This window comes from Nocardia aobensis NBRC 100429, assembly GCF_000308375.1.
Lineage (GTDB): Bacteria > Actinomycetota > Actinomycetes > Mycobacteriales > Mycobacteriaceae > Nocardia > Nocardia aobensis.
The window spans coordinates 12,328-33,383 of sequence record NZ_BAFQ01000197.1; the positions used below are offsets into that span (position 1 = coordinate 12,328).

21 protein-coding genes and 1 riboswitch are annotated in these 21,056 nt (G+C 68.6%); of the genes, 10 read left to right on the forward strand and 11 right to left on the reverse strand.

Annotated elements, in window-relative coordinates:
- Positions 1 to 45: 45 nt before the first annotated feature.
- The 5 genes from RJ03_RS25405 to RJ03_RS25425 form a co-directional block, all read right to left on the reverse strand.
- Positions 46 to 513, reverse strand: coding sequence for a MarR family winged helix-turn-helix transcriptional regulator (locus RJ03_RS25405; RefSeq protein WP_036506436.1), 468 nt, complete (start codon positions 511 to 513; stop codon positions 46 to 48).
- Positions 510 to 1,136 (reverse strand): type 1 glutamine amidotransferase family protein, encoded by a 627-nt coding sequence (locus tag RJ03_RS25410; RefSeq protein ID WP_036506438.1) that lies wholly within the window; start codon positions 1,134 to 1,136, stop codon positions 510 to 512. The genes RJ03_RS25405 and RJ03_RS25410 overlap by 4 nt, the downstream gene beginning before the upstream one ends.
- A gap of 47 nt (positions 1,137 to 1,183) precedes the next feature.
- Positions 1,184 to 2,398, reverse strand: a complete 1,215-nt coding sequence (locus tag RJ03_RS25415) for an O-succinylhomoserine sulfhydrylase (RefSeq protein ID WP_036506440.1) — start codon at positions 2,396 to 2,398, stop codon at positions 1,184 to 1,186.
- A 40-nt stretch (positions 2,399 to 2,438) separates the two neighbouring features.
- Positions 2,439 to 2,861, reverse strand: coding sequence for a rhodanese-like domain-containing protein (locus RJ03_RS25420; protein WP_036506441.1), 423 nt, complete (start codon positions 2,859 to 2,861; stop codon positions 2,439 to 2,441).
- Positions 2,862 to 2,879: 18 nt separating this feature from the next.
- A riboswitch (SAM riboswitch) is annotated at positions 2,880 to 2,993 on the reverse strand.
- A gap of 54 nt (positions 2,994 to 3,047) precedes the next feature.
- A complete protein-coding gene (locus RJ03_RS25425; protein ID WP_036506443.1) occupies positions 3,048 to 3,518 on the reverse strand; it encodes an Rv0361 family membrane protein in 471 nt (156 codons plus the stop codon).
- 263 nt (positions 3,519 to 3,781) lie between these two features.
- Here RJ03_RS25425 and RJ03_RS25430 point away from each other — a divergent pair, with 263 nt between their 5' ends.
- From RJ03_RS25430 to RJ03_RS35195, 5 genes are all read left to right on the forward strand, one after another.
- On the forward strand, positions 3,782 to 5,185 hold the full coding sequence (locus RJ03_RS25430) for an FAD-dependent oxidoreductase (protein ID WP_051025235.1): 1,404 nt from the start codon (positions 3,782 to 3,784) through the stop codon (positions 5,183 to 5,185).
- 49 nt (positions 5,186 to 5,234) lie between these two features.
- Entirely contained in the window at positions 5,235 to 6,137 is a 903-nt protein-coding gene (locus RJ03_RS25435; protein WP_036506445.1) for an amidohydrolase family protein, read from the forward strand.
- Between the two features lie 110 nt (positions 6,138 to 6,247).
- Positions 6,248 to 7,348: a CaiB/BaiF CoA transferase family protein gene (locus tag RJ03_RS25440; RefSeq protein WP_036506446.1), complete on the forward strand. Its 1,101-nt coding sequence runs from the start codon at positions 6,248 to 6,250 to the stop codon at positions 7,346 to 7,348.
- Between the two features lie 219 nt (positions 7,349 to 7,567).
- Positions 7,568 to 10,180 (forward strand): LuxR C-terminal-related transcriptional regulator, encoded by a 2,613-nt coding sequence (locus tag RJ03_RS25450; RefSeq protein ID WP_036506450.1) that lies wholly within the window; start codon positions 7,568 to 7,570, stop codon positions 10,178 to 10,180.
- Between the two features lie 70 nt (positions 10,181 to 10,250).
- Positions 10,251 to 10,712: a hypothetical protein gene (locus RJ03_RS35195; protein WP_157122301.1), complete on the forward strand. Its 462-nt coding sequence runs from the start codon at positions 10,251 to 10,253 to the stop codon at positions 10,710 to 10,712.
- A 7-nt stretch (positions 10,713 to 10,719) separates the two neighbouring features.
- On the opposite strand, the gene RJ03_RS25460 is transcribed toward RJ03_RS35195, so the two are convergent.
- Complete coding sequence (locus RJ03_RS25460; RefSeq protein ID WP_036506453.1) at positions 10,720 to 11,274, reverse strand: CGNR zinc finger domain-containing protein; 555 nt, start codon at positions 11,272 to 11,274, stop codon at positions 10,720 to 10,722.
- A 95-nt stretch (positions 11,275 to 11,369) separates the two neighbouring features.
- Between RJ03_RS25460 and RJ03_RS25465 the strand changes: the two genes are divergently transcribed.
- A complete protein-coding gene (locus RJ03_RS25465; protein WP_245552382.1) occupies positions 11,370 to 12,236 on the forward strand; it encodes an alpha/beta fold hydrolase in 867 nt (288 codons plus the stop codon).
- 11 nt (positions 12,237 to 12,247) lie between these two features.
- Here RJ03_RS25465 and RJ03_RS25470 read toward each other — a convergent pair whose 3' ends face one another.
- Together RJ03_RS25470 and RJ03_RS25475 are read right to left on the reverse strand one after the other, a co-directional pair.
- Positions 12,248 to 12,871 (reverse strand): methylated-DNA--[protein]-cysteine S-methyltransferase, encoded by a 624-nt coding sequence (locus RJ03_RS25470; RefSeq protein WP_051025238.1) that lies wholly within the window; start codon positions 12,869 to 12,871, stop codon positions 12,248 to 12,250.
- A gap of 83 nt (positions 12,872 to 12,954) precedes the next feature.
- Positions 12,955 to 13,203, reverse strand: a complete 249-nt coding sequence (locus tag RJ03_RS25475) for a hypothetical protein (RefSeq protein WP_036506455.1) — start codon at positions 13,201 to 13,203, stop codon at positions 12,955 to 12,957.
- Between the two features lie 62 nt (positions 13,204 to 13,265).
- Between RJ03_RS25475 and yczR the strand changes: the two genes are divergently transcribed.
- Positions 13,266 to 14,756 carry a MocR-like transcription factor YczR gene (gene yczR / locus RJ03_RS25480; protein ID WP_036506458.1) on the forward strand — a complete coding sequence of 497 codons (1,491 nt, stop codon included), beginning with the start codon at positions 13,266 to 13,268 and terminating at the stop codon, positions 14,754 to 14,756.
- Positions 14,757 to 14,771: 15 nt separating this feature from the next.
- Here the strand turns inward: yczR and RJ03_RS25485 are convergent, their stop codons facing one another.
- Positions 14,772 to 16,061 carry an adenylosuccinate synthase gene (locus tag RJ03_RS25485; protein ID WP_036506461.1) on the reverse strand — a complete coding sequence of 430 codons (1,290 nt, stop codon included), beginning with the start codon at positions 16,059 to 16,061 and terminating at the stop codon, positions 14,772 to 14,774.
- A gap of 299 nt (positions 16,062 to 16,360) precedes the next feature.
- On the opposite strand from RJ03_RS25485, the gene RJ03_RS25490 reads away from it, so the two are divergent.
- Positions 16,361 to 17,020, forward strand: a complete 660-nt coding sequence (locus tag RJ03_RS25490) for a hypothetical protein (protein WP_036506464.1) — start codon at positions 16,361 to 16,363, stop codon at positions 17,018 to 17,020.
- Positions 17,021 to 17,080: 60 nt separating this feature from the next.
- The gene (locus RJ03_RS25495) at positions 17,081 to 17,863 is read left to right on the forward strand and encodes a site-2 protease family protein (RefSeq protein WP_036506466.1); all 783 of its coding nucleotides are present in this window, start codon (positions 17,081 to 17,083) and stop codon (positions 17,861 to 17,863) included.
- Positions 17,864 to 18,170: 307 nt separating this feature from the next.
- On the opposite strand, the gene RJ03_RS25500 is transcribed toward RJ03_RS25495, so the two are convergent.
- Both RJ03_RS25500 and RJ03_RS25505 read right to left on the reverse strand, forming a co-directional pair.
- The gene (locus RJ03_RS25500; RefSeq protein ID WP_036506469.1) at positions 18,171 to 19,265 is read right to left on the reverse strand and encodes an FUSC family protein; all 1,095 of its coding nucleotides are present in this window, start codon (positions 19,263 to 19,265) and stop codon (positions 18,171 to 18,173) included.
- A gap of 71 nt (positions 19,266 to 19,336) precedes the next feature.
- On the reverse strand, positions 19,337 to 19,795 hold the full coding sequence (locus tag RJ03_RS25505; protein ID WP_036506471.1) for a DUF3151 domain-containing protein: 459 nt from the start codon (positions 19,793 to 19,795) through the stop codon (positions 19,337 to 19,339).
- A 198-nt stretch (positions 19,796 to 19,993) separates the two neighbouring features.
- On the opposite strand from RJ03_RS25505, the gene RJ03_RS25510 reads away from it, so the two are divergent.
- A partial coding sequence (locus RJ03_RS25510) for a hypothetical protein (protein ID WP_036506474.1) occupies positions 19,994 to 21,056 on the forward strand: 1,063 nt, incomplete at its 3' end.

Below are 21,056 nucleotides of genomic sequence, written 5' to 3' on the forward strand. Positions count from 1 at the left end.
ACCGTCCGGACGCCGGCACGGTCGTTCCCCGGCGCCCGCAGTCCATCAGTCCGGACTTGTGCCGCGATCCCCGGATTCCAGCGCTTCCAGCGCGGCCGACAGATCGCCCAGCGCGTCCACCACTTCGGCGAACCGCCGCGAACCCAACTGTTGCGCAAGCTGTTTCGCCATGACGGCATGGTGCGGGGTGATCCGGCGGACCGCCGCGTAGCCCGCGTCGGTGATCGCCACCAGCTTCGCGCGGCGATGTGCGGGGTTGGGCCGGTATTCCGCGAAACCCTTGTCCACCAGCAGGTCTGCGATGCGCTGCACGCTCTGGCGGGTGATGCCCATCTCGCGCGCGATGCCCGATACCGGCAGCGGTTCGTGCAGCACCGCGCCCAGCACCTGCCACCAGGCCGCGGTGATCTCCGCCGGTTTCGCCAATTCCTCTGCGATCGTGAGGAATTGGCCGTTCAGCTTGAAGGTCGTGATCGCCGCCGCGGAGAACAGTTCGGCATCACCCCGACTCATGCCGGCTCGACCGCCGCGGCCTGCAGGGCGAAGAACCCGCTCGGATCCCGGTCCGCGTAGAGCCGATACCACGCGTCCAGGACGGCCGGCTCGAACAGGTCCAGCCGCGCGAAGATATGCCGCGCGAAGTCGATCGGCGCGATACCACTCGCGGTGATGAGATCGCCGGCGGTCACGGCCGGTTCGTCCACGAAGTGTTCCGCTCCCGAATATCCGGTCGAGACAAGGTTTTCCGCGGCGTTGCCGGTGTGCGGGCGAGCATCGAGCAGGCCCTGGGTCGCCAGTCCGTAGGTCGCCCCGCAGATCGCCGCGACGGGCACGCCGGCCTTCAGAAAGTCCGCCGCCGCCTGGGCGAACGGCGCGAGTTGCCCGTCCTCCCAGATATCGGCGCCGGGCAGGATTAGCATCGCGCTGTCGCCCGGCGAGAGCTGATCCAGAGTCAGATCGGGAAGCACGCGCAGCCCGCCCATCGAGGTGACCGGCTCGGCGGTGGCGCCGACCGTGCGGATCTGCCAGGTTCCCGGTTCGCGCTGCATCAGTGGGCGATTGATACCGGCCGTGACGTAGCTCGGCTCCCAATCGGCGAAGGTGTCGTACACCGCGATATGAACCGTTTTACTCATGACAGTATGCTGTCATAATTGACAGCATACTGTCAATGGTTTCGGTGTCAGCTCAGCGCCTGCTCCAGATCGCCGAGCAGATCCTCCACATCCTCGAGTCCGATCGAGATACGCAGCACCCCGTCGGTGAGACCGACAGCCGCACGGCCTTCGGGACCCATCGCCCGGTGCGTGGTGGTCGCCGGATGCGTGATCAGGGTCTTCGCGTCGCCGAGGTTGTTGGAGATGTCGACGATGCGCAGCCGGTTCAGCACCTCGAAGGCGCGCTTCTTGCCCTCGCCGGCGCCCGCGGCGAGTTCGAAGGTGACCACGGTGCCGCCGCCGGACATCTGCGAGGTCGCCAGCTCGTGCTGCGGATGCGAGGTGAGGAACGGGTACTTCGTCCAGGCCACGCCCGGATGCCGTTCCAGGAACTCGCCGACGGCCAGCGCGGACTGCGTCGATTGCCGCACCCGCAGCGGCATCGTCTCCAGCCCCTTCAGCAGGGTCCAGGCGTTGAACGGGCTCAGCGCCGGGCCGGTGTGGCGCATCAGATTCTTGACCGGTCCATTGATGTAGTCGCCGGTGCCGAGGATCGCACCGCCGAGCACCCGGCCCTGTCCGTCGATGTGCTTGGTGCCCGAATAGACCACCACATCGGCGCCGAGGTCGAGGCTGCGCTGCAACAGCGGCGTCGCGAACACGTTGTCCAGCACGACCTTCGCACCGGCGGCATGAGCCAGTTCGCTCACCCGCCGCACGTCGACGAGGGTCTGCATCGGATTCGACGGGGTCTCGAAGAACACCGCGGCCGTCGGCTGCGAGAGCGCCCGCTCCCACTGGCCGAGATCCTCACCGTCGACGAAGACGGTTTCCACGCCCCAGCGCGGCAGGATCTCGTTGCACACCACGAAACAGGAACCGAACAGGCTGCGCGCGGCCACCAGCCGATCGCCCTGCCCGAGCAGCGCCGCCAGCGCGGTGAACACCGCGGACATCCCGCTGGCGGTGGCGAAACACGCCTCGGCGCCCTCGAGCAGCCGCATCCGCTCCTCGAACATCGCGACCGTCGGATTGCCGTAGCGGGAATAGACGAAATGCTCGATATCGCCGGTGAAGGCCGCTTCGGCCGCCTCCGCGCTCTCGTAGACGAATCCGGACGACAGATACAGCGCCTCGGAGGTCTCCTCGAAACCGGAGCGGCGCAGCCCGCCGCGCACGCCCAGGGTCGCCGGACCCACGCCCTCGGGCAGCGGCCGATCGAATGCACCGCCGGTGATCATGACTGCCTCCACGAAAAGAATTGCCGCACAACAGATCCGCTCACGACTGCCGCCACGGCAGGCCGAGTGCGCGCCAACCCGCGCCACCACGATGCCCCTCGGCATCCAGCGGACCCTCGAAACCCTCGAGCACGTTGTAGGAGGGTGCGAAGCCGGCCGCCGTCGCCGCCGTCGCCGCACCGATCGAACGCTGCCCGGACCGGCACAGGAAGATCACCGGGGCATCGCTGTCGCCCGCGCGATCGGCCAGCACCTGTTTCAACTGCTCCACGAACGCGGGATTGGGCGAGCCGGTGCCGTCGACCCATTCGATGAGGGCGGTCGGCCGCTCGATCGAGGTGGTGTCGGGCACTCCGACGAATCGCCATTCGGCCTCGGTGCGCACATCCACCAGCACCGCATCCGGATTGTCGCGCAACAACTCCCACGCCTGCCCAGGCGTGATGTCACCGGCGTAGCTCACTTGTCGAACCTCCTACGGAATCCGCACTTGCCGCGTCCGGTCGGACCGCGGCCAGGTCGTCACCCGGAGCACCCCACCGCGGAGGAGGGTTGCCGACCAGCTAGCCGGGGCTTGCCGCTGGTACTCATGACCTGAACCGAGAATGCCTGGTCACAGGCCCGATTGTCAAACATCGACGGCGACGGCTCAGGGGTTGCCGCACACCAGCCAGGTGCCGTTCTCACGGCCGAAATTCCAGTTCGCCGCGGTCTTGTGCCCGTCGATCTGGCTGGTCACCGAGGCCGTGGCGTGGTCGCCGTCGATGTGCACCGCGTCGACTCCGGCGATCTCCACCTTCTTGCCGACGGAGCCGGCGCCCAGCGGAGACTTCTTCTCGTCGAAGCCCGCGCATTCGGTGGTCTTGCGCCGGTCGGCATCGGAATCGCTTCTCGCCGTGGCGAAATTGCGCGCCGCGATGGCCACCCGGTCCGGATCTGTGAGATTGTTCTCAGCCGGGCGGGTGACTCCGAGGATCACGACGGCGAGCACCGCGAGAACGGCGATGGCCGCGGCGATCAGGAACGGCGTCGCCGATCGCGTGGTGTCGCGCTGATCGATCGAGGTAGCCGGATCATCGCCCCGGGGGTCGCTCCGGCCGGCCGGATCGCTGTCACTCATGGCGCGATCATCCCCGGTGGGCCGAAGTGTCGAAGATCACGCCCGCATTTTCGCGCGGATACCGGGAATAGCGGCGGTGTGTGCCACCGATAGAATCACCAGAACTCCGGCCACATCCGGTGCACGGATCGGGAGAGCTCCGCGCGGCAACGAGGCAGCATCGGCGGAGCAGTCGGGCAGGGGCCCGGCCCGCACGTCAACTTAGCCTAAGCTAAGAAGGACGGCTGACAAGACGAGAGTTTCGACCAAAGGTGCGCGTAGAAATGACCGAACACGCTGGAACGAAGAGCGGCGCGGGCGACCGCCCACTGCGCATCGCGATCGTCGGTGCCGGACCGGCCGGAATCTACGCCGCCGACGCGCTGATGAAGTCCGAGGTCGAGGCGAGTATCGACCTCTACGAGCGCATGCCTGCCCCGTTCGGTCTCATCCGCTACGGCGTCGCGCCCGACCACCCGCGCATCAAGGGCATCATCACCGCCCTGCACAAGGTGCTCGACAAGCCGCAGGTGCGCCTGCTCGGCAATATCGACTACGGCAGCGACATCGACCTCGAGGACCTGCGTCGCTTCTACGACGCGGTGATCTTCTCCACCGGCGCCAACGCCGACCGCGCCCTGGGCGTGCCGGGTATCGAACTCGACGGCAGCTACGGCGCCGCGGACTTCGTGTCCTGGTACGACGGCCACCCGGATGTGCCGCGCACCTGGCCGCTGGACGCGGAGAAGGTCGCCGTCCTGGGCGTGGGCAACGTCGCGCTCGACGTGGCCCGCGTACTCGCCAAGACCGGTGACGAACTGCTGCCGACCGAGATTCCGCCGAACGTCTACGAGGGTCTGCGCAACAACAAGGCGCTCGAGGTCCACGTCTTCGGCCGCCGCGGTCCCGCGCAGGCCAAGTTCACCCCGCTGGAGCTGCGCGAACTCGACCACTCGCCGACCATCGAGGTCATCGTCGATCCGGAGGACATCGACTACGACGAGGGCTCCGAGGCCGCCCGCCGCCACTCCAAGCAGGTCGACATGGTCTGCAACACCCTCGAGCAGTGGGCCATCCGCGATGTCGGCGACCGCCCGCACAAGCTGTTCCTGCACTTCTTCGAGTCCCCGGCCGAACTGATCGGCGAGGACGGCAAGGTTGTCGGCCTGCGCACCGAGCGCACCACCCTGGACGGCACCGGCAACGTCAAGGGCACCGGAACCTATAAGGACTGGGACGTCCAGGCGGTGTACCGCGCCGTCGGTTACCTGTCGCAGAACATCCCGCAGCTGCCGTTCGACGACCAGGCCGGCACCGTGCCCAACGAGGCCGGGCGCGTGCTCGTCGACGAGGGCGCCGACGGCGCCGCCCGCTACCTGCCGCAGACCTACGTCACCGGCTGGATCAAGCGCGGCCCGGTCGGCCTGATCGGCCACACCAAGGGCGATGCCAACGAGACCATCGCCTGCCTGCTCGACGACGCCGCCTCCTTCACCCCGGCCGCCGAACCCGATCCCGAGGCCGTGACGAAGTTCCTCGAGGACAAGGGCATTCCGTTCACCACCTGGGCCGGTTGGTACCGCCTCGACGCCCACGAGCGGTCGCTCGGCGAGCCCGAAGGCCGCGAGCGGGTCAAGGTCGTCGAACGCGAGGACATGCTGCGCGCCAGCGAGCCGCACAAGGTCTGAACACCACACCGGATCCGCATTCGTCACCGACCTGAGGCATGCTGATCACGTGTTCGATTCACACGTTCACATCATCGACCCGCGGTTTCCGCTGGTCGAGAATCAGGGCTACCTGCCGGAGCCGTACACCATCGGCGACTACCGAAAGCGCATGGCGCACTTCGATGTCGACGGTGGTGCGGTGGTGAGTGCGTCCTTCCAGGGCACCGACTCCACGTTCATGATCGCCGCGCTGGCCGAACTCGGGCCGAACTGGGTCGGGGTGATCAATCTGCCCTCGGACGTCACCGACGAGCAGATCATCGAGCTGGACCGGGCCGGAGTGCGCGCGATCCGGTTCAACCTCAAGCGCGCCGCGGTCGACATCGTCACGCTGACCATGCAGGCCGTGCGCGCCTACGAACTCGCCGGATGGCATGTCGAGCTCTACATCGACGGATCGATGCTGGGCTCGCTGGAACCGGTCATCTCCAAACTGCCGGCGCTGAGCATCGACCATATGGGCATGTCCGACGAATGCCTGCCCTATCTGCTGAATCTGGTGGATCGCGGGGCCCGGGTGAAGGCCTCCGGGTTCGGGCGGGTGTCGATGGATGTGGAATCGGCGATGCGGCGGGTGCACGCGGTGAATCCGGGTGCGCTGATGTTCGGTTCCGATCTGCCGGGCAACCGGGCCGGGCGGCCGTTCCGCGATGCCGATATCGAGATCATCGGCCGGGCCGTCGGCGCCGATATGTACCGGGTGCTCGAGGACAACGCCCGTGCCTGCTACCGGCTGCCGGTGAAGGTGCGCTCGGCCGAGGATCCGGTGCCGACGCTGCCGATTCCGCGCGCCGAACCGCCGACGCTGCGGCTGCGCCGCTCGGAACTGCCCCAGCCGCCGAATCGCACTCAACCGCCGAACCGCAACCAGCCACCGGACCGGACCCGGCCGCTGCGGATCATCGAATAGCCGCCTACACCGCACCCGGATGCCGTGCGTCACATCCACCGCTTATTGTCGTAGTGTCAACACCGGCGCGCGCCGCCGGTCGCAGGATCGACGACGAACCGAGGTAGGGCGTGAGCACTTCATCCACCACCACCGGGCAGGGCCCACTCGCGGGCATCAAGGTTCTCGAGCTGGCCGGAATCGGCCCCGGCCCGCACGCGGCACTGCTGCTGGCCGATCTGGGCGCCGATGTGGTGCGCGTGCAGCGTCCCGGCCAGCTGCCGGGATTCATGGAACGGCCGCAGTGGCGGGGACGCACCATTGTCGAGGCGAATCTCAAGGACCCGGCCGATATCGAGAAGGTGCTGGGCCTGATCGACAAGGCCGACGTGCTGCTGGAAGGTTTCCGGCCCGGCGTCACCGAGCGGATGGGCCTGGGCCCGGACGTCACTCTCGAGCGCAACCCGCGCCTGATCTACGGCCGGATGACCGGATGGGGACAGTTCGGCCCGCTCGCCGACCGCGCCGGCCACGACATCAACTACATCTCGCTGACCGGCGTGCTCAACGCCATCGGCCGCAAGGGTGAGCGTCCGGTCCCGCCGCTGAACATGGTCGGCGACTTCGGCGGCGGTTCGATGTTCCTGGTGATGGGTGTGCTGTCCGCGCTGGTGGAGCGGTCCGTCTCGGGCAAGGGCCAGGTGATCGACGCCGCGATGATCGACGGCGCGCTCTCGCTCTCGCACATGATCTGGGGTATGCGCGGCATGGGTCTGTGGTCGGACGAGCGCGGCACCAACCTGCTCGACACCGGTATGGCCTTCTACGACACCTACGAGACCTCCGACGGTAGATACATGGCCGTCGGCTGCATCGAACCGCAGTTCTACGCCGAATTCCTGAAGGGGCTCGAGATCGACCCCGAAGGCCTGCCGATGCAGCTCGACCCCAACGGCCAGGACCAGCTGCGCAAGCTGTTCGCGGAGAAGTTCAAGACCAGGACCCGCGACGAATGGGCCGCGATCTTCGACGGCACCGACGCCTGCTGCACCCCGGTGCTGACCTTCACCGAGGCCATCGAGAACGGCCACATCACCGCCCGCGAATCGCTGGTCGAGATCGACGGCGTGGTCCAGCACGCCCCGGCCCCGCGCTTCTCCCGCACCCAGGCCGGCACCCCCACCCCGCCGCCGTCGGCCGCCACCGCCATCGACGAGGTGTGGGCGAACTGAGTTCACCGCGGGCGCGGGTCCACGCGGATCTGCGCCCGCTCGGCGAGTCGCCGCACCGGGAGCGCGACGACTTCACTCCCCGGCCCGGCCCGGCGGCGCGCCGCATCCACGCTCCCACCGGGCGATCTCACAACCTGTCGGGATACCCGCTGGATCCGGTTGCGGCCGTTCGGTCTTCACCGCATCCCGCCCTGATACGCGAGGCATTACAGTAATTTCATGCCTCGCAACTGGCCGATGATCGAGCGTGGTGGCGAATTGGGGTCGATTCGCGCCGCGTTGACCGGCACCGAATTCGTCGGCGCGATCCTGACCGGCGACGCGGGAGTGGGTAAGACGACCCTGGCGCGGCAGGCGACGGCCGCGGTGGGCGGCAGTGTGCGCTGGGTGGCGGGCACCGAGTCCGCACGCAGTATTCCGCTCGGAGTGTTCGCACATATGGTCGGTGTGTACACCGCGCACGACCCCGTCACGTTCATGGCCGCCGCCCGGGAGGCGCTGCTGGCCGACGGCGACACCATCATCGGCGTCGACGACGCCCACCTGCTGGATCAGCTCTCGGCAACGCTGTTGTTGCAGTTGGCTATCGACAAGGCCGCGCGGATCGTCTGCACGGTGCGCAGCGGGGTGCCGGTACCGGATGCGGTGACCTCGCTGTGGAAGGACGGGCATCTGCTGCGGATCGACCTCACGCCGTTCTCCGAACCGCAGAGCGTCGAACTGGTCGAATCCATGCTGGGCGGACAGCTGGAGGGGTTCACCGCCAATCTGATGTGGGAGTCCTCCGGCGGCAACGCCCTGTTCCTGCGGCATCTGGTGGAGGGTGCGCTGGAGGCGGGCACGCTGCGTCAGGTCAACGGGGTGTGGCAGCTGCGCGGGCGGGCGGCGGTGACCTCGGAACTGGCGGCGCTGCTGGAGGATCGCGTCGAACAGCTGCCGGAGTCGGTCCTACGCGTGCTGGAGTTGCTCACCTTCTGCGAGCCCATCGATCTCGACGTCCTGGCCGAACTGGCCGGTGAGGACGCGGTCGAACACGCCGAAACCCGCGGCGTGATAAGGATCGTCGAGAACGGGCACCAATTGCTGGTGCGCTACAACCACCCGCTGTTCGGTGAGGTGATCCGGCGGCGTCTCGGCATCGCCTCGGCGCGCCGGCTGCGGGGCCGGTTGTATTCGTCGCTGCGGGAACGGCCCATCAAATCCGCCTCCGATCGCATCCGGCTGGCCGAATTGGCCTTGGACAGTGACAAATCCGCGGACCTGGAATTGTTCGAGGCGGCCGCGGCCGACGCGATCGGGCTGGCGAACATCCCGCTCGGTGAGCGCTTCGCGCGGGCGGCCGTGGAGCGTCGCGGCGGGGTCGAGTCCGCGGATCTGCTGGCGCGCGCACTGCTGTGGCAGGGACATCGCATCGAGGCCGAACGTACGCTGGCCAGTTTCGATCCGGACCAGTTGAACGAGGTGCAGCTGGCTCGCTGGGGCAGCACCCGCGTCTCGAATCTGTTGTGGGCCATGGGCGATGCCGATCGCGCCGACGAGGTGCTGTCGCTGGTGCGCAGCCGGGTCCGGCATCCGAAGATCGTGTTGACGTTGCAGGGCTTGGCATCCGCCTGCGAGGTGAACGAGAACCGTTTGGAGGAGGCTTTCACCGACGCCGAGGCGGTGATGTCCACACCGGACGCACCGGCCTGGGCGGTGTGGTGGGCGTCGTTCGGCGGCGGTCTGGCGCTGGCGCTGATGGGTCGCGGTGCGGCCGCGCGTGAATACACCCTGCGCGGCCATCAGGTCGAGGAGCAGGTCGACGGGCCGACGCGATTCATGTCCGCGCACGCGGAAGTGCTGGCGCTGACCTTCACCGGTGAACTGGAGGCCGCACGACGCTGCGCCTCCGGCTATTTCGGCTATTCGGCGCCGGGACAGTACCTGGCCTGGGGGCTGTCGAAGATCCTGCAGGGTACCGTCGACGTGGCGCAGGGCCACTTCCCGGAGGGCGTCGAGAATCTCGAACAGGCGCTCGCGGCGCTGACCGCGGAGGGCGCCGCCGCGTGGATGTTCCCCGCGAGAATCCGTCTGGCCGAGGCATATTCGGCCCTGGGCCGCGCCGCGGAAGCCGCCGAGACGATCGCCGAGGCGCGACTGCGCGGCGGCCGGCACAGCGCGGTCTACGAACCGCAGCTCGAAATCGCGCGCGCATGGCAGGCCGCCGCCGAAGGCACCGTCGCCCCGGCCGTCCGGCTGGCCATCGGAGCCGCCGACGCCGCGGCCCGTTCCCATCAGCATGCGATCGAGGCCATGGCCCTGCACACCGCGGCCCGCTTCGGCGACCGCAATGTCGCTGGTCGGCTCGCCGATATCGCCGCGCGGATCGACGGCGCGCTGGTGCAGGTGCAGGCTCGCCACGCCGTGGCGGTCGCCTCCCAGGACGGGCCCGGATTGGACGCGGCCGCAGCCGAATTCGAGCGGATGGGTGCCCTGCTCTCGGCCGCCGACGCCGCCGCGCAGGCCGCCTCGGTGCACGAGCGGCACGGCGATCGCCGCCGATTGCTCGAATCCGCCGCGGCGGCCAATCGCCTGGCCGCGGCCTGCGGCGGAGCGAGCACGCCGGCGCTTCGGCAATCGGCACAACCACTTCCGCTCACCGCGCGCGAACGCGAAATCGCCAACCTGGTCGCGGCCGGGCTCAGCAACCGGCAGATCGCGGACCGGCTGACCGTCTCGGTGCGGACCGTCGAGGGCCATCTCTATCGGGCCTGTATGAAGCTCGATGTCACCGATCGCGAGGCACTCGCCGATCTGATGCGCGGCGAGCCGCCCCGAGGCAGACAGCGCTGACCATCATGCGGGCGCCCGATCATGGTGAGACGGCACGGATCACAGGATTCGGCACTGCACACCCGGCCTGGTGTCGATTACGATGCTCGCGGCGGCCGTGGTCGCCGCACAGGCAGGCTTGCTGACGAGGGTGGTGCTCGGCGTGATCCGTCGAAATCGGTATCTGATCACGGGTATTCGGGTCGCGATGGCGGCGGTACCGCTCGCGGTGGCCCTCGGATTCGCCGGTACGGCGGCGGCGACCGGCCCGGTTCAGCCCGGTGTCACCACCCCGGATGCCCCGGCGCCCTCCGACGAGCCGGCGGAATTGCGTTCCGCCTCACCACAACACGTGCCCACGCCGCAATCCGCGCCCCGGGCCGCGCCCAAGCCGGAGCCGAAGCCGAGCGAACCGCCGGCTCCGCGGGAAGTGCGCGTGGGCGATTTCAGCGCGCCGGTGCCCGATGCCGTCCCGGATGCGGTGGTCGACGGCGTCAACCGAGCCAACGACGGCATCCAAGGGGCGATCAACCCCAACGCCGAACACAAGTAGCTCGCGGTCACCGGTCGGCGCCCTTGTGCCGCTGGTAATAACGGGCGACGCGGGCCCGGTTGCCGCAGCGTTCCGGAGAACACCACTGCCGCCGAGGATGGGCGGGCAGAAACAGCAGGACGCAGTCGTCGGCGGCGCATTGCCGCACGCGAGCGATGGACGGGTCGGCGAGCAGATCCACCGCCGCGTCGGCGAGCGCGGCGGCCACGTGCGTACCCGGCTCCCCGAGGCGCCGCACGGTCGCGGTGAACCCGCCCGCACCCCATTCCAGCGTGCGGATCGCCGGCGCGGCGGCTTGCGCGGCGGTCAGACCGTTCAGCGCGGCCGCCGGCGGGACCCGCTCGGCCAGAAGAGCTTCCAGTATTCGCGCGGTGTGATCGCGGACGGCGTGTACCGCAGCCAGATCGGCCGCGGTCGCGTCGCCGGGTAGCCCGGACAGACGCCCGGCCTGCAGGCCCAGCCAGCGCGTCAGCTGTTCGGGAGTCTGCAGCAGGTCGCCGTCCGCGGGCCGGGTGTTCACCAGGTCCAGGGCCGGCGGTTCACCGATCAGCGGTTCACTCACCCACTAATGGTATCTCGCCATATTGACGCATTAGGTTCGGTCGGCTAGAACTAATGCATCCCTACGGAGATAAGGCATGTGACATCATGATCGAAGTGACCGAAGTGCGGAATCGGCGCGTCGAAGTGGAGGGCGTCGAGGTCTTCTATCGCGAATCCGTACCCACTCGCGCGGACGCTCCGGCGCTGCTGCTGTTGCACGGCTTCCCGTCGGGGTCGCACCAGTTCCGGCGCCTCATCGACGTGTTGGGCAGCCGGTATCACCTGATCGCCCCGGACTGTCCCGGCTTCGGGAATACCGTGGCGCCGGCGGATTTCGACTACACCTTCGATCGCCTCGCCGATATCACCGAGGCATTCGTGCGGCAGCTCGACCTGACCCGGTTCGCGATGTACGTCTTCGATTTCGGCGCGCCCGTCGGTTACCGCATCGCCACTCGTCATCCCGAGTGGATCACCGGCCTGGTGGTGCAGAACGGCAACGCCTACGAAGCCGGATTGTCCGCCGGGGCAAAGGATTTCATCGCGCTGCGACCGGAGCAGGAAGGAGCCGACGACATCATCGGCCAGCTGCTCACCCTGGACGGCACCCGCGGCCAATACGAGCAGGGGGTCGCGGATACGAGCCGGCTCGCTCCGGAGAGCTGGATGCTGGACCAGAGTTATCTCGACCTACCCGGCCGCACCCGAGCGCAGCTGTCGCTGGCCTACGACTACCACTCGAATGTGGCCCGCTACCCCGAATGGCAGGCCTGGCTGCGCACGTACACCCCGCCGGCGCTCGTCGTCTGGGGTGCGAACGACCCCTTCTTCCCAGCCCCCGGCGCCGACGCGTACCTCGCCGATCTACCCGATGCCGAGCTGCACCTGTTCGACACCGGCCATTTCGCCCTGGAAACGCATCTGCGCGAGATCGCCCCGCTCATCGCCGATTTCCTCGATCGGCTGCCCGCCTCGCAATAGCCCGGCGGCGCCTAGAACAGGGTCGGTTCGCCGAATCCCGAGGTGCGTTCGATTTCGAGCAGCCGGGCCTTGGTCACGATGCCGCCCGGCGCGGAGAAGCCGTGCAGTCCGTGGTCGGCCGCCAGCACGCGGTGGCAGGGCACGATCAACGGAATCGGATTGCGGCCCAGGGCTTGTCCGACGGCCTGGGCCGCGCCGGGCGCCCCGGCCCGCGCGGCGACCTCGCCGTAGGTGAGTGTGTGCCCCGGGCCGATGGCGCGCGTGATGTCGTAGACCGCGCGATGGAATTCCGGCTGGGCGCGGTAGTCCACCGGAATCCACCGCAGATCGTCGAGCTCCCCGGTCAGATGCGCGCGAATGGCCCGGATCGCCTCGGCCATCCCGTCCGACGGCTCGACGACGCGCACCCGCTCGGCGGCGATCGCGTCCACACCTCGGCGCAACATGCCGGCCGTGAGGGCACCGGCATCCGAGGCCTGTTCGGAGGCCGAAGGCCGAGCGGTCTCGGGACCGCGGACGACGACTTCCGGCAGCTGGAACCGCACGACGCCGTCATCGGTCCACCCCATCGCGCATCGGCCGATGGCGGTATCGAATTCGGTCACCGAGATCGAGGACAGCTTGCCCGCAGACATACCCCACAGTGTGCACCGAGGGTCCGACATCCCCGGCAGTTGCAGTCCAGTACCACTCGACTGGACTGATTCCGCTCCGGCGGTCAGGGCAGCACAGGCGGTCGAGTCACCGACCGGTCCCGTGTCACACAGGTCTGCCGACCCCGCAGCGCCGCGAGATCTCGGGCCGGATCGCGACACTCCACCTCGCGCAGTGACCAATCCGCCATCGGCGCATTCGGGCGATACCGCTCGAAGAGGGCGACGACCCGGCGTCCGGATCCGGTGGCATAACGATAGGCGGCCAGAAGAACGATCGCGACGACCAGCAGAGCGGCGAGACCCGAGAACATGAGATCCAGCCTGCCCGCATCTGGACTTGAATCAAATAGCCACTACCCGGATACTGGCCCCTATGGCGATACGCGTGATCAGTGCGGCCACCCTCACCCGCGACCTGGGCCGCTGGCGGCACGACGAATCCGGCGCCGCTCGCCGCGGCGCGCGCCCGGCATATCTGGCGCTCGCGGAGAGTATTCGCCTGCTGATCCACGACGGCCGGGCCCCACTGGGGATCGCCCTGCCGAGCGAACGCGATCTGGCGACCGCGCTGGGCGTCAGCCGCACCACGGTCACCTCCGCGTACGCGCTGCTGCGCGAGCATGGTTATCTGATCAGCCGGCAGGGCTCGCGCAGCACAGTGGCCCTGCCCTCCGACGTCGCACACGACGGCACCAAACCGGCCCGCAGCATTCTGGCGGTGATGTCGCCGACGGCACAGCCCACCATCGACCTCACCTACGCCGCGATGTCGGCGCCCCCGCAGATGAACGACGCGTATTCCGCCGCGCTGCAAGGACTTCCGATCTACCTGGGCACTCACGGTATGGATCCGGTGGGCGTACTGCCGCTACGGGAGATGCTCGCGCGCCGCTACACCGAACGCGGCCTGCCCACCGAACCGGACCAGATTCTGGTGACTCTCGGTGCGCAGCACGGACTTCGGCTGTTGCTCAACGTGCTCACCGCACCCGCCGAACGTGTCCTGATAGACCACCCGACCTATCCCAATGCGATCGAGGCGATCCGCGACGTCGGCGCCCGGCCGGTCCCGGTGCCGCTGCGCCCCGAACAACCGGAGGCCGCCTGGGATCTCGACGGAATCCGCAGTGCCGCACGGCAAACCGCCGCCAGTACCGCCTACCTGGTACCGGACTTCAACAATCCGACCGGCCTGCTGATGAGCGCCGACGCCCGCGCGGAACTGGCCGCGATCGCCCGCGAGACCCGCATGACGGTGATCGTCGACGAGTCCATGGTCGACCAGCAGCTCGACGGCGAAGCACCCCCTCCGGCAGCCGCTTTCGCGCGCGGATCGGAGATCGTGACGATCGGATCGGCGTCCAAGTCGTTCTGGGGCGGCCTGCGCGTCGGCTGGATCCGGGCCAACCAATCGCTCATCGCGAAACTGCTCGGCACCCGGTCCACGGTGGACCTCGGCACGCCGGTGATGGATCAGCTGGCCACCGGCTATCTGCTCGACCATGCGGACGTGATCCTCGAACAACGCCGCGAACAGCTGCACAGCCGTCGCGCCGCCCTGCTCGAGGCCCTGGCCGAGGAACTGCCCGACTGGCAGGTGAGTCCCGGCCGGGGTGGTATGTCGATCTGGGTGCAACTACCGGCTCCCGTCTCGACCGCCCTCGCCGCCACCGCGCCCAATCACGGTGTGCTGCTCGCCGCCGGGCCCCGCTTCGGAGTCCAGGGCGCGTTCGAACGGTTTCTGCGAATCCCGTTCACCCACACCGAATCCGATCTGCGGGTGGCGGTGAAGTCGATCGCGGCGACCTACGCGTCGCTGACCCCGCACGCCACCGAACCGTTGGCGCCGCTCACCTGCTACTGAGCCCGAACGTTTTCGCTACTTCAAGATGTCGTGACGGACGATCGTCTCGTCGCGGCCGGGTCCGACGCCGATGCAGGACACGCGGGCGCCGGAAAGCTCCTCCAGCCGTTCGACGTACGCGCGCGCGTTGGCCGGCAGATCCTCGAAGCTGCGGGCCCCGGAGATGTCCTCCCACCAGCCCGGCATCTCCTCGTAGATGGGCTTGGCGTGGTGGAATTCGGTCTGCGTGGTGGGCATCTGCTCCACCCGCTCACCGTCGATCTCGTAGGCCACGCAGATCGGCACCCGGTCCAGGCTCGACAGCACATCCAGTTTGGTGAGGAAGTAGTCGGTGATGCCGTTGACCCGGGTGGCGTAGCGCGCGATCACCGCGTCGAACCAGCCGGTGCGGCGGGCGCGGCCGGTGGTCACGCCGACCTCGCCGCCGGTCTTGGCGAGATATTCGCCGGACTGGTCGAACAGTTCGGTCGGGAACGGCCCGGAGCCGACGCGCGTGGTGTAGGCCTTCAAAATGCCGAGCACCGTGGTGATCTTGTTGGGTCCCACGCCCGCGCCCACCGCGGCGCCGCCGGAGGTGGGATTCGACGACGTCACATAGGGATAGGTGCCGTGGTCGACGTCGAGCAGGGTGCCCTGGGACCCCTCCAGCAGAACGGTCTCGCCGTTCTCCAGGGCCTGGTTGAGCAGCAGCCGGGTGTCGCTGATGCGGTGTTTGAAGCCTTCGGCCTGATTCAGCACCTCGTCGACCACCTGCTGCGGGTCGAGTGCGCGCCGGTTGTAGATCTTCACCAGCACCTGGTTCTTGAATTCCAGTGCGGCTTCGACCTTCTGGGTGAGGATCTTCTCGTCCAGCACATCGGCGACGCGCACGCCCACGCGGGCGACCTTGTCCTGATAGCAGGGGCCGATGCCGCGTCCGGTGGTGCCGATCTTCTTGTTGCCCAGGAAGCGTTCGGTGACCTTATCGATGGCCACGTGGTACGGCATGATCAGGTGCGCGTCCGCCGAGAGCAGCAGCCGGGTGGTGTCCACCGAGCGCTGTTCCAGTCCGGCGAGTTCGTCGAGCAGCACACCCGGATCGATGACCACACCGTTGCCGATGACATTGGTGACGCCCGGCGTGAGGATTCCGGACGGGATGAGATGCAGCGCGAAATTGTCGCCGTTCGGCAGGACCACCGTGTGACCTGCGTTGTTGCCACCCTGGTAGCGGACCACCCACTGGACGCGGCCACCGAGCAGATCGGTAGCTTTGCCCTTACCCTCGTCGCCCCACTGGGCGCCGATCAGCACGATTGCCGGCATGGGAGTCTCCTACGGTGTCGACGCGCAGCATCGGCGACGCTGCAGCTACCTGCCGTTGCAGAGCCCGATGACGGCGCTCCCGAGGCCCGTCGCTCGCGCCATGTGGCGGTGGCCGGAGGGACAGTCTAGTGGACACAATTCGTGCCCTAACCAGCCACCTCCTCCCCCGCGCGCCGCAGCGGAGAGCGCGCCGACCGCCCGAGCCGATTACAGTGGCCTGCGGAGGCGTCCCGGCAGGGGTGCGCCCGGTAGGCAGCGAGGGCGATGGCGTTGGCAGGTCCGAGGAGGGTGTTCGGCAGTTGAGTACTCATGTTCTCCGCTGCAACGGCGCTCCCGTGCCCATCGCGCTCGCGTCGCTGCCCACTACCCAGACCACGGCGATCCCCGAGACCGGCGAACTGGACGAACTGCTTCCGGTGCTGGCGGCCGACAACCAGCCGCGACTGATCGTGCTGGGCGAGGACGCCGGTCTGGCCGCGGTGCTCACCCATCTGCTGCGCACCGAACGGCTGGCCGTCGAGATCGGTTACGTGCCGGTGGATCGCACCTACGGTTCCCGCGCCTATCAGACCGGGACGGGCTCGCACGCCGCCAAACGCGCGCTGGAGGGCCGGCCCGAGCCGACCCCGCTGATTCGTGACGAGACCGGTACCGTCCTGGTCGGCCGGGCCACGATCACCGGCCGCGACGGCGGCAAACTCGAGGGTGAGGCCTACGTCGACGAAGTCCGGTTGTTCACCGGAAAGGTTGCGGCACTGCATGTTTCGCCGACGCTCGAGATGCCCGGCGTGCGCGCGACGGTGCAGCGCGGCTGGGGTAAGAAGCGCTGGTTGGCAGGCCGTGCCGTACAGCTGGGTTCACCGGGCGCCGCGGTGACCCGCGACGGCATCGCCGCCGATCGCACCGTGCCGCGGTCGAGTTTCTACCGTCATCACGAGCCCTGGCTGCTGGTGCGATGACCTATTCCTTCCCGGCTCGGCGCGTAGTGCGGTACGGACGACGGCCCCGGAGGCGGCAGCTTGCGTAACCACGTAGGGGCCCGGGAGTACCGCCGGGGGATCAGCCCGAGTCCGATCTTCTTGCTGATCGTCGTGATCACCGCCCTGGGCGGAGCGTTGGCCTGGGATGCCGATCCGCTGTCCACCCGGGCCAAGGCCGGCGTCTTCGTGTTGGTGGTGGCGGGCTGGATTCTCAGCGTGTGCCTGCACGAATTCGGCCACGCGTACACGGCGTACCGAGCCGGGGACCGCGAAGTGCAGATGCGCGGATACCTGACGCTGAATCCGGTGAAGTACAGCCATCCGCTGCTGTCGATCGCACTGCCGATCTTCTTCATCGCGCTGGGCGGGTTCGCGCTGCCCGGCGGCGCGGTCTATCTGAATACGCAGAACTTCTCGACACGCACCCAGCGCGCGATCAGCGCGGCGGGTCCGGCGGTCAACGCGTTGTGCGCGGTGGTGCTGCTGGTGATCGTCCGGTTCGCCGGCTCCACCCACGACCACGCCGCCTTCTGGTTCGGCCTGAGTTTTCTGGCATTTCTGCAGATCACCGCGACGATTCTGAATCTGCTGCCGATTCCCGGAACCGACGGCTACGCGATCGTGGAGCCGTCGCTGAGTTATCAGACCCGGCGTTCGCTGGATCAGGTGAAGCCGTTCGGACTGCTGCTGTTGCTCGCGATTCTGTGGGTGCCGGAGCTCAATCGGGTGTTCTTCGATGCCGTCTACTGGGTGTTCGAGCTCTCGGGCGTGCCGTCGGACTGGGCGGCCATCGGTAGTTATCTGACCCGCTTCTGGACCTGACACGTGAGTTTTCGGCGGGCGCGCCCGATTCCGGTTCGATTCGCCGGCGAACGGGAACCGGGCGGCCCTCTTCGCGACGGAGCGCCCGCCCCCTACGCGGTCGGCCGCACACCAAAACGGCCGCACGTCGCATCCGTCGCGAAGTTTCCGACCGCGCCACCCCTCGTCGACGCGGTCGAGACAAACGTACGATCCGCGCCGGCCCGCGACACGAGTAGTCGACTACCCGATTCGAACGCGGTGGCCGTGCGCAGCCGGGCCCGGCGACCTCGCGGAACGCTCGGCGACTACTGGTACCGCCGTGTCGTCAATCCTGCGGCGCCACATAGGGGTTCTGCACGGTGGGCGGCAGCAGCGCGAGCGCCGACAGGCGTTTGATCCCGCAGACCTGCATCAGATCGACCACGATGGAACGCAATTGGGCGAAGACCACGAGCGAGGACAGGCCGGCGCCTTCGACCAGATCCTTGGTCGCGCCCTTCGCCACTCGCCGCAGGACGCGCGTCGCCTCGGCGGCATCGGGCTGTTCGCCGGGTTCGGCAACCATGTAGCGGCGCACCACTTCCACCGCCTGCCCCAGTTCTTCGACCTCGGCGATCATTCGGGGATCGAGGATTTCGTCGTCGCGGACCAGGGTCAGGGCGCGGCGCAACAACACTCGGGTATTGCGCACGGCATTGTCGAGCGGGTCTACCGCCGCGCGGATCGCTTCCAGCCGCGGCCGGGAATTCCAGTACAGCGGCGAGATCCGGCTGACCTCGCGGCCGCCCTCCACCGCATTGCGCAGACCGTCGATCTGCGGTTGCGTACCGCGCACGGAATGCAATGCGTCGCGGACCTTGTCGGCATTCTGCTCGTGCAGGCCGTCAGCGCATTCGGTCAGCGCCGCAGCCAGGACGGTGAGGATATCGGCGGCCTGCTGCCGGGCCCGGCGCACCGGGTGCAGCGGAATCGCGGCCACCACCACGACGCCGACGAACCCACCGACCAGCGCGTCGACCATGCGGTTGAGACCTCCGCCGGTATGCGGCGGCATCAACGTGGCGACCAGCACCGCCGAACTGGCGGCCTGCATCGGGATGACCGCACCTCTGTCGAGAAATACCGCGATCGCCATCGCCACCCCGACGACGAGCGCGATCTGCCACGCACCGGTTCCGACCTGTCCGATGAAGAAGTCGCCGATCCCGATCCCGACGGCCACACCGCCGACGAGTTCCACGGATCGGCGCAGACGCGCGCCGAACGACACGCCGATCGAGATGACCGCGGCCATCGGCGCGAAGAACGGTTGTGGATGCCCCACCAACCGGTGGGCGACGAACCAGGACAGGGCCGCGCCCACCGCACACTGGAAGATCGGAAGCGCGGATCGGCGCAGACGTACCCATCCATTGCGCATGCGCTGTCTACCGCTGTCGCGAACCGCATCGACGGTGATGGCGGTCGCGAACCGTTCCGTGCCGGCCAGTCTCAGTCCAGACCGAGTTCGGCGGCGGCGCGGGGATCGCAATCCTCGAGCAAATCCAGGCAGCGGGCGTATTCGTCGCTCTCACCGATGGCCTGGGCGGCCCGGGCGAGCGCGCCGACCGCACGGAGGAAGCCCTGGTTGGGTTCGTGGCTCCACGGCACCGGGCCGAAGCCCTTCCACCCGTTGCGGCGCAGCAGGTCCAGGCCACGGTGATAGCCCGTGCGGGCGAAGGCGTAGGCCGCCACCACATCGAGGGTCACCTCGGCCTGGCCCTCGGGCGCGCCCACGATGCCGGCGCGGTCGAGCGCATCCTCGGCCAGCTGCGCCCAGGCCACGGAGGCCGTCGGATGCGCGGCGGCGACCTGGACCGGGTCCTGATTGTCGAGCAGGGCCTGTTCGGCTTCCGTGTTTTCGGGAAGCAATACCGGCTGCGGTCCGAGCAGATCACCGAAGGAGGTCATGGGCTTCATTGTGCACCGCCACCGCACCGGCTCGCCGGGCAGCGGGTGCGCCGTGGCCGACGCCGGGCCCCCGTCGGCCACGGCGAGCCCTTATATGGTTGCGCGTCTGCCGCCTCCTACGCGCCCCGACCCCATTAGGCTGGCCGTCTGAGACCGACAGTCGACGACCGACAGCCGATAGTGAGCAAGGGGTAGCGCGTGTCCGACCCGAACGACGATCAGAAGCCGCACCAGGGCGCCTCCGGCGACCGCCCGCGTCAGGCTGCATCCGGTGCGGGTCCGGACGGACCGGCGAAGCTCGGCGCCCAGGGCGGGCCCACACCCGGCCGCGAACCGGACACCGGCGCCCCGGACCGTACCCAGCGCATCTCCCGGGACCAACTACCCGGTGCCGCCCCCACCGCGCCCATGCCGTCACCCTCGGCGCAGACCCAGGTGATTCGCGCACCGGGGGCGAAAAACGGTTCGGCCCAGGCGAACTCCGGCGCGGGTGACAAGTCCGGTGCAGGCGCTCCGGGCGCGAGGTCCGGCGGTTCCGGTACTTCCGGTTCCGGCAAGCCGGCCGCCGGCGCGCCCGGCTCGAAGGCGAGCGACGGTGGCGAACCCGCCGAGCCGGCCGGTGCCGAGAAGGACGCCGCCGGAAAGGCGGGCACTGCGGCGAGCGGTGCAGCGGCGGGCGAAGCGGAGACGGTCGCCATCCCCAGGCGCGCGGAAACCGGCGACAAGCCCGAGAAACCCGGCAAGGCTCCCACCTCCGAGGACTCCGGCAAGTCCGACGCCGCGACCGGCACTGCCGGATCCTCCGGATCTGCCGGATCCGCCGCCACGAACGGCCCGGCGACGACGAACGGCCCGGCCGCCGCACCCGATACCGAGCGCACCACGAAGGGCGCGAAGCCTGCGGGTGCCGCGAAGGCAGGGGGCGCCGAAGGTGCCGCAGCCGGTCAGGGCGCCGCCCCTGCCGCGGGTGCCGCCGCGCCGGGCTCGAAGGCGCCGGACGCTGCCGCGAACGAGAACGGTGACGGTACCGACGATTCGAAAACCGTTGCACTGCCCAAGGTTTCGTCTGACAAGGGTGGCGAGAAGACCACGAAGTCCGGCCCGGCGCAGCAGGCCGGCGGCGCGAACGGCGATCGGGACACTACGGTGCCGGACGCGAAACCCGAAGCGCCACAAGACGTTCCCGCGATATCGAACCCGTCCGACGACGCCACGACGATCCTGCCGATCCAGCAGCCCGATCCGGCGGTCACCGAGAAGC

Excerpts from the sequence above, each read along its gene's own strand:
- RJ03_RS25505 (WP_036506471.1), bottom strand. The coding sequence starts at position 19,795 with ATGACCTCCTTCGGTGATCTGCTCGGACCGCAGCCGGTATTGCTTCCC.
- RJ03_RS25425 (WP_036506443.1), bottom strand. The coding sequence starts at position 3,518 with ATGAGTGACAGCGATCCGGCCGGCCGGAGCGACCCCCGGGGCGATGAT.
- RJ03_RS25415 (WP_036506440.1), bottom strand. The coding sequence starts at position 2,398 with ATGATCACCGGCGGTGCATTCGATCGGCCGCTGCCCGAGGGCGTGGGT.
- RJ03_RS25430 (WP_051025235.1), top strand. The coding sequence starts at position 3,782 with ATGACCGAACACGCTGGAACGAAGAGCGGCGCGGGCGACCGCCCACTG.
- RJ03_RS25485 (WP_036506461.1), bottom strand. The coding sequence starts at position 16,061 with ATGCCGGCAATCGTGCTGATCGGCGCCCAGTGGGGCGACGAGGGTAAG.
- RJ03_RS25450 (WP_036506450.1), top strand. The coding sequence starts at position 7,568 with ATGCCTCGCAACTGGCCGATGATCGAGCGTGGTGGCGAATTGGGGTCG.
- yczR (WP_036506458.1), top strand. The coding sequence starts at position 13,266 with ATGGCGATACGCGTGATCAGTGCGGCCACCCTCACCCGCGACCTGGGC.
- RJ03_RS25475 (WP_036506455.1), bottom strand. The coding sequence starts at position 13,203 with ATGTTCTCGGGTCTCGCCGCTCTGCTGGTCGTCGCGATCGTTCTTCTG.
- RJ03_RS25405 (WP_036506436.1), bottom strand. The coding sequence starts at position 513 with ATGAGTCGGGGTGATGCCGAACTGTTCTCCGCGGCGGCGATCACGACC.
- RJ03_RS25500 (WP_036506469.1), bottom strand. The coding sequence starts at position 19,265 with ATGCGCAATGGATGGGTACGTCTGCGCCGATCCGCGCTTCCGATCTTC.
- RJ03_RS25410 (WP_036506438.1), bottom strand. The coding sequence starts at position 1,136 with ATGAGTAAAACGGTTCATATCGCGGTGTACGACACCTTCGCCGATTGG.
- RJ03_RS25470 (WP_051025238.1), bottom strand. The coding sequence starts at position 12,871 with ATGTCTGCGGGCAAGCTGTCCTCGATCTCGGTGACCGAATTCGATACC.